The following is a 15,973-nucleotide window of genomic DNA, read 5'->3' as shown; positions in this document are numbered from 1 at the left end:
GCAACCCACGCTGCCGGTCCCGCCACCGCTTCCGAAAAAAGGTAACTTCCCAGAGTGTCGTCTTCAGCCCAGACCCCGTTCTACATCACCACCGCCATTACGTACCCCAATGGCGTGCCGCACATCGGCCACGCCTACGAGTACATCGCCACCGACGCGATGGCCCGGTTCAAGCGCCTGGACGGCTACGACGTCTTCTTCCTGACGGGCACGGACGAGCACGGCATGAAGATCGCGCAGACGGCGGAGAAGGAAGGCATCACCCCCAAGGAACTGGTGGACCGGAACGCCGAAATCTACAAGGGTGCCCATGCCACCCTGGGAATCTCTTACGACCGCTTCATCCGCACCACGGACGAAGACCACTACGCCGCGTCCCAGGCCATCTGGAAGAAGATGGAGGCCAACGGCGATATCTACCTGTCCAAGTACGAGGGCTGGTACTCGGTCCGCGACGAGGCGTACTACGTCGAAGACGAGACCGTGGTCAAGGAAGACGGCCTCCGCTACTCGCGCGAGACGGATACCGAACTGACCTGGACGGCCGAGGAAAGCTACTTCTTCCGGCTCTCCGCCTACCAGGACAAACTGCTGGCGCTGTACGAGGCGCACCCCGAATTCGGTGCCCCGCAGTCCCGCTTCAACGAGGTCATCAGCTTCGTCAAGCGCGGACTGGAGGACCTCTCCATCAGCCGTACGACGTTCGACTGGGGTGTTCCGGTTCCCGGCAACGACAAGCACGTGATGTACGTGTGGGTGGATGCGCTGACCAACTACCTCACCGGCGTGGGCTACCCGGACACCGAGTCGGAATCGTTCAGGAAGTTCTGGCCGGCCGACGTCCACGTGATCGGCAAGGACATTTCCCGGTTCCACGCCATCTACTGGCCGGCCTTCCTGATGAGCGCCGGCCTGGAACTGCCCAGGCGGATCATGATCCACGGCTTCCTGAACAACAACGGTGTCAAGATGTCCAAGTCACTGGGCAACGTGGTGGCGCCGTCGGACTTCGTGGCCCAGTACGGCCTGGACCAGGTGCGTTTCTTCTTCCTGCGTGAGGTCCCCTTCGGTGCCGACGGCAGCTACAGCCACGAAGCCATCGTGGGCCGGATGAACTCCGATCTCGCCAACAATTTCGGCAACCTGGCACAGCGTTCACTGTCCATGGTCGCCAAGAACTGCGAGGGCAGGGTCCCGGTCCCGGGCGCATTCACGGCCGAGGACACCGCCCTGCTGGCCCGGGCCAACGGGTTGCTGGATGCCGCCCGGGCGGCGTTCGAGAAGCAGGAATTCAGCCGTGCCCTCGAGGCGATCTGGGGCGTCCTTGGCGACACCAACGCGTACTTCGCCGAGCAGGCGCCATGGGTCCTCCGGAAGACCGACGTCGAGCGCATGAATACCGTGCTCTACGTGACCCTTGAGGTGCTCCGGATCGTGGCCATCCTGGTCCAGCCGGTAATGCCGACGGCGTCTACCGCGCTTCTGGAGACACTCGGCCAGCCCGACGGCGACGCCCGCCGTTTCGCGGCCATTGCCACGCCGCTGGTCCCCGGCACGGAACTTCCCTCCCCGGCGCCGATCTTCCCGAAGTACGAAGAGCCGGCCGAGGGGTAGCCCCGCCGGGCGCCTCCTCGTATCCCGGGTCATTTCTCCGGGTCTTTTTCACTCGACGCTCCTCCACTTGCCAGGCAAGTGGGGGAGCGTTCTAGCGTCCACGTGAACGCCGCGCTGCCCGCCTCAGCATCCGGCAGTGTGTGGCAGTCCGGGGAAAATTTTTCCAAGTAGTCCGCTCTATGCGTGCGAGTGAATATCTTCACAAAGCAAGTAATTGCCACCTGCGTCCGGATGAGTAAACGCGTACCAGTTACTCGGGTTTAACCTTCGGCGCAACCCTAGCCTGAAAAGGCAAGCGAACTGATGACACTGTCTGGGGAGTAACTGTCACCTTCAATTCGCTGTTTGAGGTCTTATGCAGGTTTGTTTTTCCTGGTCTCGAAGACGGTTACTCCGCACAGTCTGGTCGGTTCGAATCGGATTTGGTATGGAGGAACCGAACATGAAACGAACAATCGCCACTCTGGGGGTGGTGGGCCTCGGACTCATAGGGGCCACAGTCGCGGCCAACGCCGCACCACCTGCTTCCAGCGACGAAGACAGCATCATCATCTGCCACGCCAAGGGCGGATCGGGAAGTTATACGGCAGTAGAAGTAAGTGTTAATGGCCTTTCGGGACACGGCGGGCATGCCGACGACGTTGTTCCACAGAACACCGGCGACACTGTGCCAGGTGGCCAAAACCTGACACCGGCCAACATCGCACTTCTGGCCAGCGGGTGCCTCGATACCGGCCCGGTGGATCCCGTGGACCCGGTGGACCCGGTGGACCCGGTGGACCCGGTGGACCCGGTGGACCCGGTGGATCCCGTGGACCCGGTGGACCCGGTGGACCCGGTGGACCCGGTGGACCCGGTGGACCCGGTGGACCCGGTGACTCCGGCTGATCCGGTGGTTCCGCCTCCGGCCAACGAAAATGTGGTGGTGCCGCCGGCACTTACGCCAGGTGCCGTCACACCGGCACCTGCGGCGGTTCCTGCCGCGGGCGCAGCAGCAGCGCCGGTTGCGTCAACGCCCCGCGGGGCTGCTGCCGCGGCCGTTCCTGCAGCGAACACGGGTTATAACGTCCAGACTGCCGTTGGCAGCTCCGGCACCGGGATTCCCGCCTGGCTGGCCGTTCTGACCGGCTTCTTCACCGCGGTGGGCGGCTGGGTGCTCGTGAAGGGCGGGTTGCGGTCCCGCGGCGCGAACAGCTAGGAGAACCGCGGGCGGGCGCCGGAGGTTGCGGCGCCCGCCCGGCCGGTTTCGGTATTTCGCCATTTCATTCCAGCATCCCGAGGAGTCCCACCATGGTCCGTGACCACCGGAACCGGCACAAGCATGCCGCCGGCGTCCGCGGCCTTGTCCTGAGCTTGAGGGACCTGCTGGTGCTCGCCGTCTGCATCGCCGGGCTACTGGGAGCCTGGCTGGTGTACGGCGTGGCCGGCCCCGGCAGCCAGGGTGCACCTGCTGCCGGGGAGCCGGTGGCGACAGTCCTGTCGGGGCACCAGCCGGAGGCGGACGCCGCAGCACGGCAGTCAGCCCTGGCCGCGGACCCGGCCGCGGACCCTGCCTCGATGCCTCCCGTGCCGTTGGCGGCCGGCGGATCGCCGGTGGCACCTCCTGCTCCTTCCTATCCCGCTGCGGCCGCACCGCAACGGATTACTTACCCGGCCGCCGGGATGGACGTTGTGGTGCACCCCCTGCAGCCGGAGTCCGTCGACGCCGCAAGCCACAGCATCGTGCCTCCGGAGACGATGGATGGTTACTGGCTGGCGAACCTCGGGACGCCCGGGGACGGCTCCGTGAATACGAGCTATGTCATCGGCCACAGCTGGGAGGGGCTGGATGCGCCGTTCAACCACTTGAGTTCCGCCGCCGCGGCAGGAGACGAGCTGACCGTCACCACATCAACCGGTGCCATGACATACCGGGTGGACTCGGTCACCACCTACACCAAGGCGACCCTTAAGGACAGCCCGATCTGGGCAGTGGTGCCGAACCGGCTGGTGCTCATCAGCTGCTATACGGAGGATCCGTGGGGCAAGAACGTTGCCGTCGTGGCTTCGCCCGTGCCACGCCGTTGAGGCCGCTGCCAGTTGATACGGCGGTGTTCGAATATTGAGACGACTTGACCATCATGTGGATGGCTTCGTTACCCTGAAAACATGAGCGCACCCACGATTAATCTTGCTGTCATTCCCGGCGACGGCATCGGCCCCGAGGTCATCGCCGAAGCTTTGAAGGTGTTGGAGAAGGTTGTGGCCGCCGAAGGCGTCACCCTGGACCAGACCCACTACAAACTGGGTGCCCAGCATTGGCTCGAGACCGGCGAAACCCTCCCGGAGGAAGTCCTCAACGATCTCCGCAGCCGGGACGCCATCCTGTTCGGCGCCGTCGGTGCAGCACCCGGTGACACCCGGATCCCGTCCGGCATTATCGAGCGTGAGATGCTGCTGAAGCTCCGCTTCAGCCTGGACCACTTCGTCAACCTGCGGCCGTCCCGCCTCTTCGGCAGCGTCGGCAGCCCGCTTGCCAACCCCGGCGAGATTGATTTCATCGTGGTCCGCGAAGGCACCGAAGGCCCGTATGTCGGCAATGGCGGCACCCTGCGCGCCGGGACCAAGCACGAGGTTGCCACTGAGGTGTCGCTGAACACCGCCCACGGCGTGGAGCGGGTTGTCCGCGATGCGTTCCGCCGTGCGAGCGAACGCCCGCGCAAGCACGTCACCCTGGTCCACAAGCACAATGTGCTGGTGTTTGCGGGCCACCTGTGGAAGCGCACCGTTGACGCAGTGGCGCAGGAATTCCCGGACGTCACCCATGACTACCTGCACATTGACGCCGCCACGATCTTCATGGTTACCGACCCTGCACGCTTCGACGTCATTGTCACGGACAACCTTTTCGGAGACATCATCACCGACCTCGCCGCGGCCGTCACCGGCGGCATCGGTCTCGCGGCCTCGGGCAACATCAACATGGAGCGCACCGCTCCGTCCATGTTCGAACCCGTCCACGGATCCGCCCCTGATATCGCAGGCCAGCAGAAGGCTGATCCGACGGCGGCGATCCTCTCCGCCGCCCTGCTCCTGGACCACCTCGGCTATGCGGATGCCGCCAAAAAGATCGAGGCGGCAGTCATTGCCGACGTCGAAGGCCGCGATGGCCGGGAGCGCACCACCAGCGAGGTCGGCGACGCCATCGTCGCCGCCCTTTAGGGGTCTGCATCGGGCGTAAGCTTGTTTCGAATCACCAACATGCTGCCGTGGTCCGACGCTGAACCACGTTCACACACCAGGCAGCCGACCGTGGAGGAACCATGACTCAGACTGCCCATGGCGTCGAATTCACCCAGCATCCTTCGGCAACCCCGAAGTCCGCTGAAGAACGTGCTGCCGTCCTGGCGAACCCGGGTTTCGGCAACCATTTCACCGACCACACCGCGATTGTCGACTACAGCGTCGACGCCGAGGGTAAGGGGGGCTGGCATGATGCCCGCGTTGAGGCCTACGGCCCCATCTCCCTGGATCCCTCCGCTGCGGTACTCCACTACGGTCAGGAAATTTTCGAAGGGCTCAAGGCCTACCGCCACGCCGACGGCTCGGTCTGGACGTTCCGCCCGGAGGCCAACGCCGCCCGCCTGAACAAGTCAGCCCGCAGGCTGGCACTGCCGGAGCTTCCGGAAGAGTACTTCCTTGGCGCCATCCGCGAACTCGTGCAGGCCGACCGCGAGTGGGTTCCGGCCGGGGACGGCGAGGCGCTGTACCTCCGTCCGTTTATGATCGCCACCGAGGCGTTCCTGGGCGTCCGCGCGGCCAGGGAAGTCTCCTTCCGCGTGATCGCCTCTCCGGCCGGCAACTATTTCGGCGGCGAGCTGAAGCCCGTGTCCATCTGGATCTCCCGGGAGTACGCGCGGGCAGGCCGCGGCGGTACCGGCGCAGCCAAGTGCGGCGGCAACTATGCCGCATCGCTCATCGCGCAGCAGGAGGCCGAGGCCCACGGCTGCAAGCAGGTCCTCTTCCTCGACCAGTTCAATGACAATGCCGTTGAGGAACTCGGCGGCATGAACGTGTTCTTCGTGATGAAGGACGGTTCGCTGGTGACCCCCGCCCTGACCGGAACCATCCTGGAAGGCGTCACCAGGATGTCCGTCATGCAGGTGGCCAAGGACATGGGCCGCACCGTCACCGAGCGCAAGATCACACTGGACGAATGGCGCGACGGCGTCGCTTCCGGTGAGATCACCGAGGTCTTCGCCTGCGGGACAGCGGCGGTGATCACGCCGATCGGTGTCCTCAAGGACGCTACCGAGTTCATTGGCTCCGAGGACGCGAAGGCGGGGGAGACCACCATGGCCATCCGCGAGCAGCTCCTTGGCATCCAGACCGGAACCGTCGAGGACACCCACGGCTGGCTGACCCGGCTCGTCTGAGTCCTCGAAGTATCGGTTTGCTGACGGATTAGTCTTCCGGACGTACGACGCCGGGTGGCCCGCAACGCTTGCGGGCCACCCGGCGTCGTCCGTTAAGAATGCGATGATGGAACCGTGAATCCCGAATCCGCTCCGTCGGTTCTTTCCGCCAGCGAGCTGGCGCGGTTCCGGCTTGCGCCCAACCCCGGACCCATGAGCCTGGACGGGACCAATTCGTACTTACTTGGCGGTCCAGGAGCCGGAAGCACGGTGGTGGTGGATCCCGGACCGCTGGACGAACAGCACCTGCGCGAACTGGCCGCGGCGGGGACGGTGGAGCTTATCCTCATCACGCACTGCCACGCCGACCACACCGCGGCAGCCGCACGCTTCCACGAACTCACAGGGGCGCCGGTCCGTGCCGCCGATGCCCGGCACTGCCACGGAGGAACGCCGCTCACGGACGGTGAGACCATCCTGGCGGCGGGTGTTGAGCTGCGCGTCCTTGCCACTCCCGGCCACACGTCGGACTCGTTGTGTTTCCATCTGCCGGGCGACGGACGTCACGGATCGGTGCTCACCGGCGACACGATCCTTGGCCGCGGCACCACGGTCCTGGATTACCCTGACGGCAAACTCGGCGATTACCTCGCAACCCTGGACAGGCTCGAAGTGCTTGGCCCGGCCACGGTCCTGCCCGGGCACGGGGCAGTGCTTCCGGCGCTGGATACAGTGGTCCGCGCCTACCGGGACCACCGCTACGAACGGCTTGCGCAGATCCGCGCTGCCATGGCGGCACTCGGGCCCGACGCGGGTGTCGACGACATCACGGATGCCGTCTATACGGACATCGATCCCGCCGTCCGTCCGGCCGCAAGGAACTCAGTGGCTGCGCAGCTGGACTTCCTCCGCGGTTGAACGCCAGGCCCATGCCGCGCGGCCGGACGCCGGGCCGGAGACTGTACGCTAGGAACCATGCGTATCGCCCGTTTTGTAGCTGATTCTGATCCCCTTTACGGCGTTGTCGAAGGCGAGCCCGGCAGTGAGGAAGTCACTGTCATCAAGGGCGACCCCTTTTTCAACGGCGTTGAACGCAGCACCGTCAAATACAAGCTCGAGGACGTGCGGCTGCTGGCTCCGATCATTCCGCGCAGCAAGGTGGTGGGCGTTGGACGCAACTTCGTTGAGCACGCCAAGGAACTGGGCAATGAAGTGCCGCAGCACCCGCTGCTGTTCCTGAAGCCGAACACCTCGGTGGTGGGCCCCAACGATCCCATCGTGCTGCCGGAATTCTCGGACGAGGTCTCCTTCGAGGCCGAGCTCTGCGTAGTGATCGGCCGGATCTGCAAGGACGTTCCCGAGGACCGCGTCGACGACGTCATTTTCGGCTATACCTGCGGCAACGACCTGACCGCCCGCGATGTCCAGAAGACCGACCTGCAGTGGGCGAGGGCCAAAGGATTCGACACGTCGGCGCCACTGGGCCCGTGGATCGAGACTGAACTGGACACCGAAGACCTGCGGATCCAGGGCTGGCTCAACGGTGAACTTCGCCAGGACGGCAGCACGAGCCAGATGATCCGGGGCGTCCGCGAGCTCGTTTCGGTGGTGTCGCAGGCCTTCACGCTGCTTCCCGGCGACGTGATCATGACCGGCACGCCTGCGGGTGTGGGCGTGGTGGCGGCCGGTGACCGTTTCGACGTGGAGATCGAAGGCATCGGACGCCTGTCCAACCCGGTCGTCCGGCGCTAGCGGCGGGCCCTGCCTCCTCCGGGCAGGCGGTAAAGTTGGTGTCACTATGACTACTCCTTCTGTGTCCAACGCCGTCTCCAGTCCTGCCGTCACCGCCGAAACCCCGGTCCGGGTGCGGTTCTGCCCGTCGCCCACCGGCACCCCGCACGTGGGCCTGATCCGCACGGCGCTGTTCAACTGGGCCTATGCCCGGCACACCCAGGGCACGTTTGTCTTCCGCATCGAGGACACGGACGCGGCCCGGGACTCGGAAGAGAGCTACGAGCAGCTGCTCGAGGCCCTGAAGTGGCTGGGCATCTCGTGGGAAGAAGGCGTGGAAACGGGCGGACCGCACGAGCCGTACCGCCAGTCACAGCGCCTGGACCTCTATAAGGACGTAGTGGCCAAACTGCTGGACGCCGGCTATGCCTACGAGTGCTACTCGTCGCCGGAGGAAGTGGAAGCGCGCCACCGGGCTGCCGGCCGCGACCCCAAGCTGGGCTACGACAACTTCGACCGCAACCTGAGCGCCGAGCAGGTTGCCGCGTTCAAGGCTGACGGACGGGAACCGGTACTCCGTGTCCGCATGCCCGATGAGGACGTCACCTTCACCGACATGGTCCGCGGCGAAATCACCTTCAAGGCCGGAAGCATCCCGGACTATGTGATTGTCCGCGCGGACGGCTCCCCGCTGTACACCCTGGTAAACCCCGTGGACGATGCCCTCATGGGGATCACGCACGTCCTGCGCGGCGAGGACCTGCTCTCCTCCACGCCCCGCCAGGTGGTGCTGATCCGGGCCCTGATGGAGATCGGCGTGGCAAGCTATATGCCGGTGTTCGGCCACCTTCCCTACGTCATGGGTGAGGGCAACAAGAAGCTGTCCAAGCGTGATCCGCAGTCCAACCTGTTCCTCCTCCGGGACCGCGGGTTCATTCCCGAAGGCCTGCTCAACTACCTCTCCCTGCTGGGCTGGAGCATGTCCGCTGACGAAGACATCTTCACGGTCGAGCAGCTCATCGAGCACTTCGACGTCCACGACGTCCTGGCCAACCCGGCGCGCTTCGACATCAAGAAGGCCGAAGCGATCAACGGCACCCACATCCGGATGCTGGAAGCGGATGACTTCAGGGGCCGCCTGATCCCGTACCTCCGCGCAGCCAACCTGGTGGGGGACACCCTGACGGCGCGCGAGGAGGAGATCCTCGCTGAGGCGGCACCGCTGATCCAGGAGCGCATCGCGCTGCTGGGAGAGGCGCCGGAGATGATTTCCTTCCTGTTCAAGAACGACGACGCCATTGACGTCGCGGATGACGCCCGCAAGGGACTTCCCGGGAATCTCACCGAGGTGCTTGACGCCGCAATCGCAGCCCTGGATGCGGTCGCGGACTGGAATGCCGAGAGCATCCAGGCGGCGCTGAAGCAGGCGCTCGTGGAGGATCTTGGCGTCAAGCCGAGGCTGGCCTTCGGTCCCGTCCGGACAGCCATTTCCGGGCGCCGGATTTCCCCGCCGCTGTTTGAATCCATGGTCATCCTGGGCAAGGCATCCTCACTGGCCCGCCTGCACGCCTTCCGCGGCTGATGACTGCCATGCGCGGCGACGGCGGACGTGTCCTGCACACGGGCTTCGGAGTCATCCGGGGTGTGCTGTTTGATATTGATGACACCCTGGTTGACCTCGAATTCGCCATGACCACTGCGCTGCGTGATGTCAGCGAACATCTCCTGCCCGGTCTGGACCAGGCCGGGTGGGAGAAATTCGGACGCATCTTCACGCACGAGACCACGCATTTCTATGACCGCTACCTGGCCGGTGAGCTGACCTTCAACGAGCAGCGTCTCCTCCGGGGCCGGGCTGCCCTGGGGCACTTCGGGGTGGAACTGGAAGAGGGGGAGGAATCCCATGCCTGGGTTACCTCCTACGCAGCCCTGCAGCACGGCTACGTCCGTGCCTTCGAGGACGTAGCGCCGGTACTGGACGCGCTCGACGACGCCGGCATCCCTTACGGAGCGGTGAGCAACAACGTGCACGACTACCAGCGGGTGAAGCTGGACACTGCCGGCCTGCAACGGATTACGGTGCTGGTGGGGACGGATACGGTGGGCGTGCCCAAGCCGGACCCGGCCATCTACCTCGAGGGCGTCCGCCTCCTGGGCAGCAGCGCCGCAGAGACACTCTATGTGGGCGACAACCGCCTGCTGGACGCGGAAGGTTCGACGGCGGCCGGCCTGCTGGGTGTGTGGCTGAACCGCAGCGGCGAAACCGAATCCGCCTTTTCAGGGCACCAGGTTGGTTCGCTCGCCGAGTTGCTGGGGTAGCTGCGCCGGCGGTGTCACCAATCTTCCGCCTGTGGCACAGTGACCCTCCGCCGGTGGCGCGGCGCCATAAAGGCGCCAACCGAGCCCAGGCCCAGCACTCCCACCATGCCGACGGCCGTTCCGGCATCGGTCCGGTCCACCAGGTTCGACGGCGACACTGCTGCTGCACTGGAGTGCAGAGTTTCTGTTCCGGCGGCAACTTTGGGATTGCCTTCCGCGAGCCTGGCCGCCCCCGTGGCCAGCTGTGTGGAACCGGAGGCCAGCTTGGTGTTCCCCTCCGGGAGTTCGGAGGCTCCGGCGGCCAGGGCCTCGGAACCGCTCAGCAGCACGGGGTTCGCGGGATCGACCGGGTCGCCCTTGATGCCGGCGTTCAAAGCCGCGGTTCCGGTAGCAAGCCGGGCGGAGCCCTCAGACATGCTTGCGGTGGCCTTTAGCAGGCCCGGGCGGTCCGGGTTCCCGGGTACGCCGTCCATACCCAACCTGATCCTGGCCGTCCCGTCGGCAAGCAACCTGGTGCCAAGGGCAACCCCGGGGTTTGCCGGATCCTGGCTGTTGAGCTTCCCGCTCAGGGTGGTGAAGCCGGCGGTCAGTTTACCTGCCCCGGCCTGCAGTTCGCCGGTGCCCTCGTGGAGCCGTGTGGCGCCGTCGGCCGGGTTGTTTTCCGCGGTGCCGGTCTCCGAAGGCGTCAGCGCAGCAGAGAGCAGCACCGCGCCGGCAGCAAGTTTGCCGGCACCGTCGTCAACTTGATACACCCCCGGGGCGAGCTTGTTGGCGACGTCCGCCTCAATCTTTACCGCTCCAGCCGCGAGTTTCTCCGCGCCGGCCTGTAGCTGCTCCGTGCCGGGAGCGAGCTTGCCGGTGATACCGGCGTGGATCTTCCGCGCCGCGTCGGAGAGCTTGCCTGCCCCCGTGTCTGCCAGCGTGGCACCGGTGGACAGTTTCCCGGTGCCATCCTTGAGCTGATCGGCCCCCGCGGACGCCGGCCCGGCCCGTCCTTGAGCCGGGCTGAGCCGTCGGTGATGCGGCCGGTGACCAGGGTATAGAATCCGACCAGGCGATCAGTAGCAGGGCGAGGACCGCGATGGCGACCTGCCGGCCTCGGGTGCGGGCGCGGGTGCGGGGGTTCAGGGGAGCAGTGGCACGACTCTGTGGCACGGATAATTCCTCTCGACGGTCCTGGCGAACGGGGGCGGGTCCCGCGGCCCCAACCGTGACGCAGCTAACATCTGGATTTGTGCGTGAAAGTGCCGGCCGGAGGCGTTCGGGGAAGTGGTTACTCTTCGGTAACTTACCGAGCGAAAACTTACCGTGCCCGGAATTGCAGGGGTTTTGTCTTCTTCGGACGGCCCTGGCGTGCCGGCACGGGCTGTCGAGTGTGCGGCGGACGGGGCGGTGCGCCCCGATTTGTGCCAGCCAAAACTCTCGGGTAAAGTAATTACTCGTGCTGAGGCGCTGGGAGCGAAGGTTTAGGCCTGATTCTCCGGCCCGAAAGTTCCATTGGGATATGGTGTAATTGGCAACACTACGGTTTCTGGTACCGTCATTCTAGGTTCGAGTCCTGGTATCCCAGCTCTGAGTAAACCGCATTTCGGTGCGGCGGATCAGGGGTTTCGAACGGTTTATCCGATTTGAAACACCGGCTCTGTGTATGAAACAATCACTGAGCCTGATGGCAGAAATGCCATCCGGAAAGTACGCGGCCCCATCGTATAGCGGCCTAGTACGCTGCCCTCTCACGGCGGTAACGCGGGTTCGAATCCCGCTGGGGTCACCACTGAAGCGGTCCCGGGCAACAGCCCGGGATCGCTTCTTTTTTGTTTGCGGCACGTTTCGATTGCGCGGGAGAAGTGCGTTGCCGCGCGGCCCTGCACCGGATTCGAGCCGGACGCCGGCTTAACTGGCATGATGAAGCTGTGACGTCCCCATCTGAGAGTTCACCCCCGGGCCCTTCCGCGCACAACACGCAGGCAGCCGCGGCCGTGGAACTACTCGAGGCTGTCCGCCGCGACCTTGGCGCGGCGGTCCTCCCGCTCGCGCTGCCTGGCGCGGACGCGGCCCGCCTTGATATCAGGAATGCGCTGGCGCAGCTGGACGACTACATCCTTCCGCGCTTCCGCAGCCTGGACGCTCCCCTGCTGGCAGTGGTCGGCGGGTCAACCGGTGCCGGAAAATCCACCCTGGTCAACGCTCTTGTGGGGCACCCGGTCACGAGGGCGGGCGCGATCCGGCCCACCACCAGGCAGCCGATCCTGCTTCATAACCCGGCGGACTCCGGCTGGTTCGAGGACCAGCGCGTGCTGCCGAACCTGAGCCGCATCAGGGGCACGGTGGTGGACACGCCGCTGCCCGCCAACCGGGCCGGAGCCGCGCCGGACGCCGCACCCATTTCCTCCCTGGTGCTTGTGGGCCACCCGACGGTGCCGCAAGGAATCGCCCTCCTGGACGCCCCGGACGTGGACTCCGTCTCGGATGACAACAGGAAGCTCGCGGGTCAATTGCTCGCCGCAGCCGACCTCTGGGTATTCGTGACAACGGCCAACCGCTATGCCGACGCCGTGCCGTGGAAGCTGCTCCTTGATGCGGCGTCCAGGGACATCATGGTGGCGGTGGTTCTGGACCGCGTGCCTCCCGCCGCCGAAGCGGAGGTCAGCGCGGACCTCCGGACGATGCTGCAGCGGGAGGGCCTCGGCGCAGCACGGCTGTTCATTATTCCGGAGGTCACCCTGGACAACCTTGGAATGCTGCCCGCCGGTGCTGTGGAGCCCCTGGGGCGCTGGGTACGCGAGCTGGCAGCGGACTCCGCGGGGAGGGCCGACATTGCCCGGCGGACACTGAACGGCACTGTGCGGGCCCTTGGCGGCCGCGTGGCTGCCCTCGCCCAGGCTTCACTGGAACAGCAGCAATCGCGGGACGTCCTGGCCAAGGACGCCCGTGCCGCTTACCGGGACGCCGCCGACAGGATTCTGGACGCCACACGGGACGGGGCCCTCTTGCGCGGCGAAGTGCTTGCGCGCTGGCAGGACTTCGTCGGCACGGGGGAGTTCTTCCGTGTCCTGGAGCAGAACATCGGGCGTATGCGGGACCGTATGGGTGCCTTCTTTCGCGGCGAACCGGCGCCGGCGGTCAAGGTGGAAACAGCCATTGAAACGGGACTGCAGGCGGTGATCATGGACGAAGCCGCCAACGCGGCCGAGGATACAGACCAGCGCTGGCGCTCAGACCCTGCCGGCCGCCAACTGCTGGGCACGGACGACCTTTCCGGCACCGGCGCAGGGTTCCCGGACCGGGTGGCGGCAGAGATCCGCGCCTGGCAGGCAGGCCTGATGGAGCTCATCCGTACGGAAGGCCAGGGCAAACGCACACAGGCCCGCTGGCTGTCCTTCGGCGTGAACGGGCTCGGGGCAGCCCTCATGATTGTGGTTTTCTCGATGACTGCCGGGCTCACCGGACTGGAGATCGGCGTGGCGGGCGGTACCGCCGTCCTCGGTCAAAGGCTGCTGGAGGCAGTCTTCGGCGAGGATGCCGTGCGGCGGCTCGCGAAAACCGCCCGCGAGGACCTCAACGCGAGGTGCCACAAGCTGCTGGAGGCCGAACAGCAGCGTTTCCTTGACCGCCTGGACTTCCAGGCAGGGGTGGCGCCCGAAGTCCTCTCGGGTCACGCCCGCGCGCTCGTGCGGCTGGCGGAGTCGGCATGAGCCGGCACAGCGGGACCCGCGAAGCCTCGCGGCTTGGCGCCCGGCTGGAAGCCCTCAATGACGCCCGGGAGCTCGCGGGCGGTGTGCTGCCCGACGATGCACTGGACCAGGTGCTTAATGTCCTTGAGCGCGCCAGCTCCCGCCGTTCGCTGTCTTCGGACCACACCGTAGTGGGGTTCTTCGGCGCGACGGGCAGCGGCAAATCGTCGCTCTTCAATGCCGTCAGCGGCGCCGAAATCGCGACGGCGGCGGCCCGCCGTCCCACGACGTCGGAACCGTTGGCGGGTGTCTGGGGAGCAGACGGCAGTGAACCGCTGCTGGACTGGCTCGGGGTCAGCAAGCGCCACCACTCGGCGGCTGTGCCGGGGTTCGCCGATGACTCCACCGGCCTGATCCTGCTGGACCTGCCCGATTTCGACTCAACGAAGGCCGCCAACCGCGAGATTGTCCAACGGATGGTCGGGCTGGTGGACGTCCTGGTCTGGGTGCTGGATCCGCAGAAGTATGCTGACGCCGCAGTGCACAACGACTTTCTTACGCCCCTGGCTACGCACGGAGCAGTCACACTGGTGGTCCTCAACCAGATCGACCGTCTTCCGGAGCCGGACGTCGCTCCGGTGCTGGAATCCCTCAAGGCCATCCTCGCCCGGGACGGCCTGGGCAAGGTCCAGGTCCTCGGTGCCTCCGCCCTGGCAGGGACCGGCGTGGACAAAGTACGGGCCGCCATCCGCCACGTGGTGGTGCAACGTCAGGCGCTGTCCCAGCGGCTGGCCGCGGATGTCTCCAAAGCCTCGGCGGAGCTTGCCGAAGCATCCGGGACAGGCGAGGCGGCCGGCGTCAAGGCAGCCACCCGCTCGCAGCTGGCGGACGAGCTGGCGGTTGCCGCCAACGTCCCGGTCGTGGTGGACGCTGTGTCCCGGTCCTACCGGCATGAAGCCGCCCGGCGCACCGGATGGCCGCTGACCCGCTGGCTGGTCCGCTTCCGTCCGGATCCGCTGCGGCGGCTGAACCTGCGCCGCGAAGGTGCAAAATCCGAAGTCAACAGGACGTCACTGCCGCCGGCGGGGGCTCCGGAACGCGCCAGGACGGACGCTGCCGTGCGGGAATTCGCGGATGCCGCCAGTGCCGGGGCTCCGGGGCCATGGCGTGCGGCCATCCGCAGCGCAGCGCGCGAAGGCCGGGACCAGTTGCCGGACGCGCTGGACCAGGCCATTGCCGGGACCGAGCTGCTTGCCGGACGGAAGTCGTGGTGGTGGGGAATGTTCAACGTCATTCAGTGGCTGGCACTCGTGACAGCACTGGGCGGCCTGGGCTGGCTCGGCGTTTTGGCGGGCCTCGGGTATCTCCAGCTGCCGGTTCCGGAGGTGCCCAGGGTGGAGGGCTGGCCCGTCCCCACCCTCATGATCGCCGGGGGAGTGGTGCTTGGCATTGTGCTGGCCGTGGCCGGGAAACTCGTCGCCGCTGCGGCCGCCGGTCTGCGGGCCGCGGCAGCAGGAAAGAAGCTGAGGGCCGCCGTGGCTGCGGTTGCGGACCGGCTGGTGGTTGAGCCGGTGGAAGTGGAAGTCGGCAGGCTGAAGTCCTTCAATACGGCTTTGAAATCCGCCCGCCGCGACTAGGCGTTTTCCAGTGCTGCCGTGGCGTCGCGCACCTTGATCATGGTGCGGAGGTTGCGTGTGGTGGTGGTGGATTTGTAGCGGGCCTTAGCTGACAGCTTGCTGAACGGGCTGTCCAACGTGCCGCCGGCAGGTGCCAGCCAGGCCATGGCCTCCGGACCCAGCCGCTGCTGCTGCGTTCCGTCCAGCCGGGAACCGGCCTCGAACAGCTCGTCCAGGATGGCCGTGTCCGAACTGAGGGTGACGTAGGTGTGGGTCGACTTGTCCTCGGCCGGGTACGGGCATGCCTCGATCAGCGCGGCCACCCTGGCGGCGGTCAGCACTACCACCCAGGCGTCGTAGCCAAAGGACTCCCGCAGGGAGGCTTCGACGTCCTTCTTGACGGCCACCGCCCCGAGGCTGCTGGACACTACGACGTTGCCACTGGCGAGGAGCGTCTTCACGCCTTCGAAGCCGCGTGCCGCCAGGGCGGTCTTGAGGTCCGCCATCTTAATGTTGATTCCGCCCACGTTGATACCGCGGAGGAACACCGCATAGCTGTTCATGGGCACAGCCTAGTACCGGGCCGGCAGGGACCGGTGAACACGGCCGCCGCAGGGGTGCCCCG

Annotated in this window: 13 protein-coding genes and 2 tRNA genes; 13 read left to right on the top strand and 2 right to left on the bottom strand. The window is 66.1% G+C overall.

The features are described from left to right. Positions 1 to 54: 54 nt before the first annotated feature. The 9 genes from metG to WMN78_RS15190 all read left to right on the top strand — a co-directional run bounded on the left by metG (position 55) and on the right by WMN78_RS15190 (position 10,058). Positions 55 to 1,614: a methionine--tRNA ligase gene (gene metG / locus WMN78_RS15230; RefSeq protein ID WP_340534576.1), complete on the top strand. Its 1,560-nt coding sequence runs from the start codon at positions 55 to 57 to the stop codon at positions 1,612 to 1,614. 442 nt (positions 1,615 to 2,056) lie between these two features. After that, entirely contained in the window at positions 2,057 to 2,812 is a 756-nt protein-coding gene (locus WMN78_RS15225; protein ID WP_340534575.1) for a hypothetical protein, read from the top strand. Positions 2,813 to 2,904: 92 nt separating this feature from the next. After that, positions 2,905 to 3,681, top strand: a complete 777-nt coding sequence (locus WMN78_RS15220; protein WP_340534574.1) for a class F sortase — start codon at positions 2,905 to 2,907, stop codon at positions 3,679 to 3,681. 81 nt (positions 3,682 to 3,762) lie between these two features. Beyond that, positions 3,763 to 4,815: a 3-isopropylmalate dehydrogenase gene (locus WMN78_RS15215; protein ID WP_340534573.1), complete on the top strand. Its 1,053-nt coding sequence runs from the start codon at positions 3,763 to 3,765 to the stop codon at positions 4,813 to 4,815. Positions 4,816 to 4,916: 101 nt separating this feature from the next. Further along, the gene (locus tag WMN78_RS15210) at positions 4,917 to 6,029 is read left to right on the top strand and encodes a branched-chain amino acid aminotransferase (RefSeq protein ID WP_340534572.1); all 1,113 of its coding nucleotides are present in this window, start codon (positions 4,917 to 4,919) and stop codon (positions 6,027 to 6,029) included. A 114-nt stretch (positions 6,030 to 6,143) separates the two neighbouring features. Further along, the gene (locus WMN78_RS15205) at positions 6,144 to 6,926 is read left to right on the top strand and encodes an MBL fold metallo-hydrolase (RefSeq protein WP_340534571.1); all 783 of its coding nucleotides are present in this window, start codon (positions 6,144 to 6,146) and stop codon (positions 6,924 to 6,926) included. 57 nt (positions 6,927 to 6,983) lie between these two features. After that, on the top strand, positions 6,984 to 7,760 hold the full coding sequence (locus WMN78_RS15200; protein WP_340534570.1) for a fumarylacetoacetate hydrolase family protein: 777 nt from the start codon (positions 6,984 to 6,986) through the stop codon (positions 7,758 to 7,760). 46 nt (positions 7,761 to 7,806) lie between these two features. Then, positions 7,807 to 9,321, top strand: coding sequence for a glutamate--tRNA ligase (gltX, locus tag WMN78_RS15195; RefSeq protein ID WP_340534569.1), 1,515 nt, complete (start codon positions 7,807 to 7,809; stop codon positions 9,319 to 9,321). Further along, positions 9,321 to 10,058 (top strand): HAD family hydrolase, encoded by a 738-nt coding sequence (locus tag WMN78_RS15190; RefSeq protein ID WP_340534568.1) that lies wholly within the window; start codon positions 9,321 to 9,323, stop codon positions 10,056 to 10,058. The genes gltX and WMN78_RS15190 overlap by 1 nt, the downstream gene beginning before the upstream one ends. 14 nt (positions 10,059 to 10,072) lie before the next feature. Here WMN78_RS15190 and WMN78_RS15185 read toward each other — a convergent pair whose 3' ends face one another. Further along, entirely contained in the window at positions 10,073 to 10,810 is a 738-nt protein-coding gene (locus WMN78_RS15185) for a hypothetical protein (RefSeq protein ID WP_340534567.1), read from the bottom strand. Between the two features lie 746 nt (positions 10,811 to 11,556). Here WMN78_RS15185 and WMN78_RS15180 point away from each other — a divergent pair. The 4 genes from WMN78_RS15180 (at position 11,557) to WMN78_RS15165 (ending at position 15,369) form a co-directional block, all read left to right on the top strand. Further along, a tRNA-Gln gene (locus WMN78_RS15180) sits at positions 11,557 to 11,628 on the top strand. A 128-nt stretch (positions 11,629 to 11,756) separates the two neighbouring features. After that, positions 11,757 to 11,832: transfer RNA gene (locus tag WMN78_RS15175), tRNA-Glu, on the top strand. Between the two features lie 139 nt (positions 11,833 to 11,971). Then, the gene (locus tag WMN78_RS15170; RefSeq protein WP_340534566.1) at positions 11,972 to 13,753 is read left to right on the top strand and encodes a dynamin family protein; all 1,782 of its coding nucleotides are present in this window, start codon (positions 11,972 to 11,974) and stop codon (positions 13,751 to 13,753) included. Beyond that, positions 13,750 to 15,369 (top strand): GTPase, encoded by a 1,620-nt coding sequence (locus WMN78_RS15165; RefSeq protein ID WP_340534565.1) that lies wholly within the window; start codon positions 13,750 to 13,752, stop codon positions 15,367 to 15,369. Before WMN78_RS15170 ends, WMN78_RS15165 begins: the two co-directional genes overlap by 4 nt. Here the strand turns inward: WMN78_RS15165 and WMN78_RS15160 are convergent. Further along, the gene (locus WMN78_RS15160; protein ID WP_340534564.1) at positions 15,366 to 15,911 is read right to left on the bottom strand and encodes a DUF1697 domain-containing protein; all 546 of its coding nucleotides are present in this window, start codon (positions 15,909 to 15,911) and stop codon (positions 15,366 to 15,368) included. The two genes, WMN78_RS15165 and WMN78_RS15160, sit on opposite strands and share 4 nt — an antisense overlap. Positions 15,912 to 15,973 lie beyond the last annotated feature (62 nt).

The organism is Arthrobacter oryzae, assembly GCF_037911235.1.
In the GTDB taxonomy this organism is placed as follows: Bacteria; Actinomycetota; Actinomycetes; order Actinomycetales; family Micrococcaceae; genus Arthrobacter; species Arthrobacter oryzae_E.
Note: the sequence above shows the minus strand (reverse complement) of the source record. Positions and strands in the feature narration are given on the sequence as shown.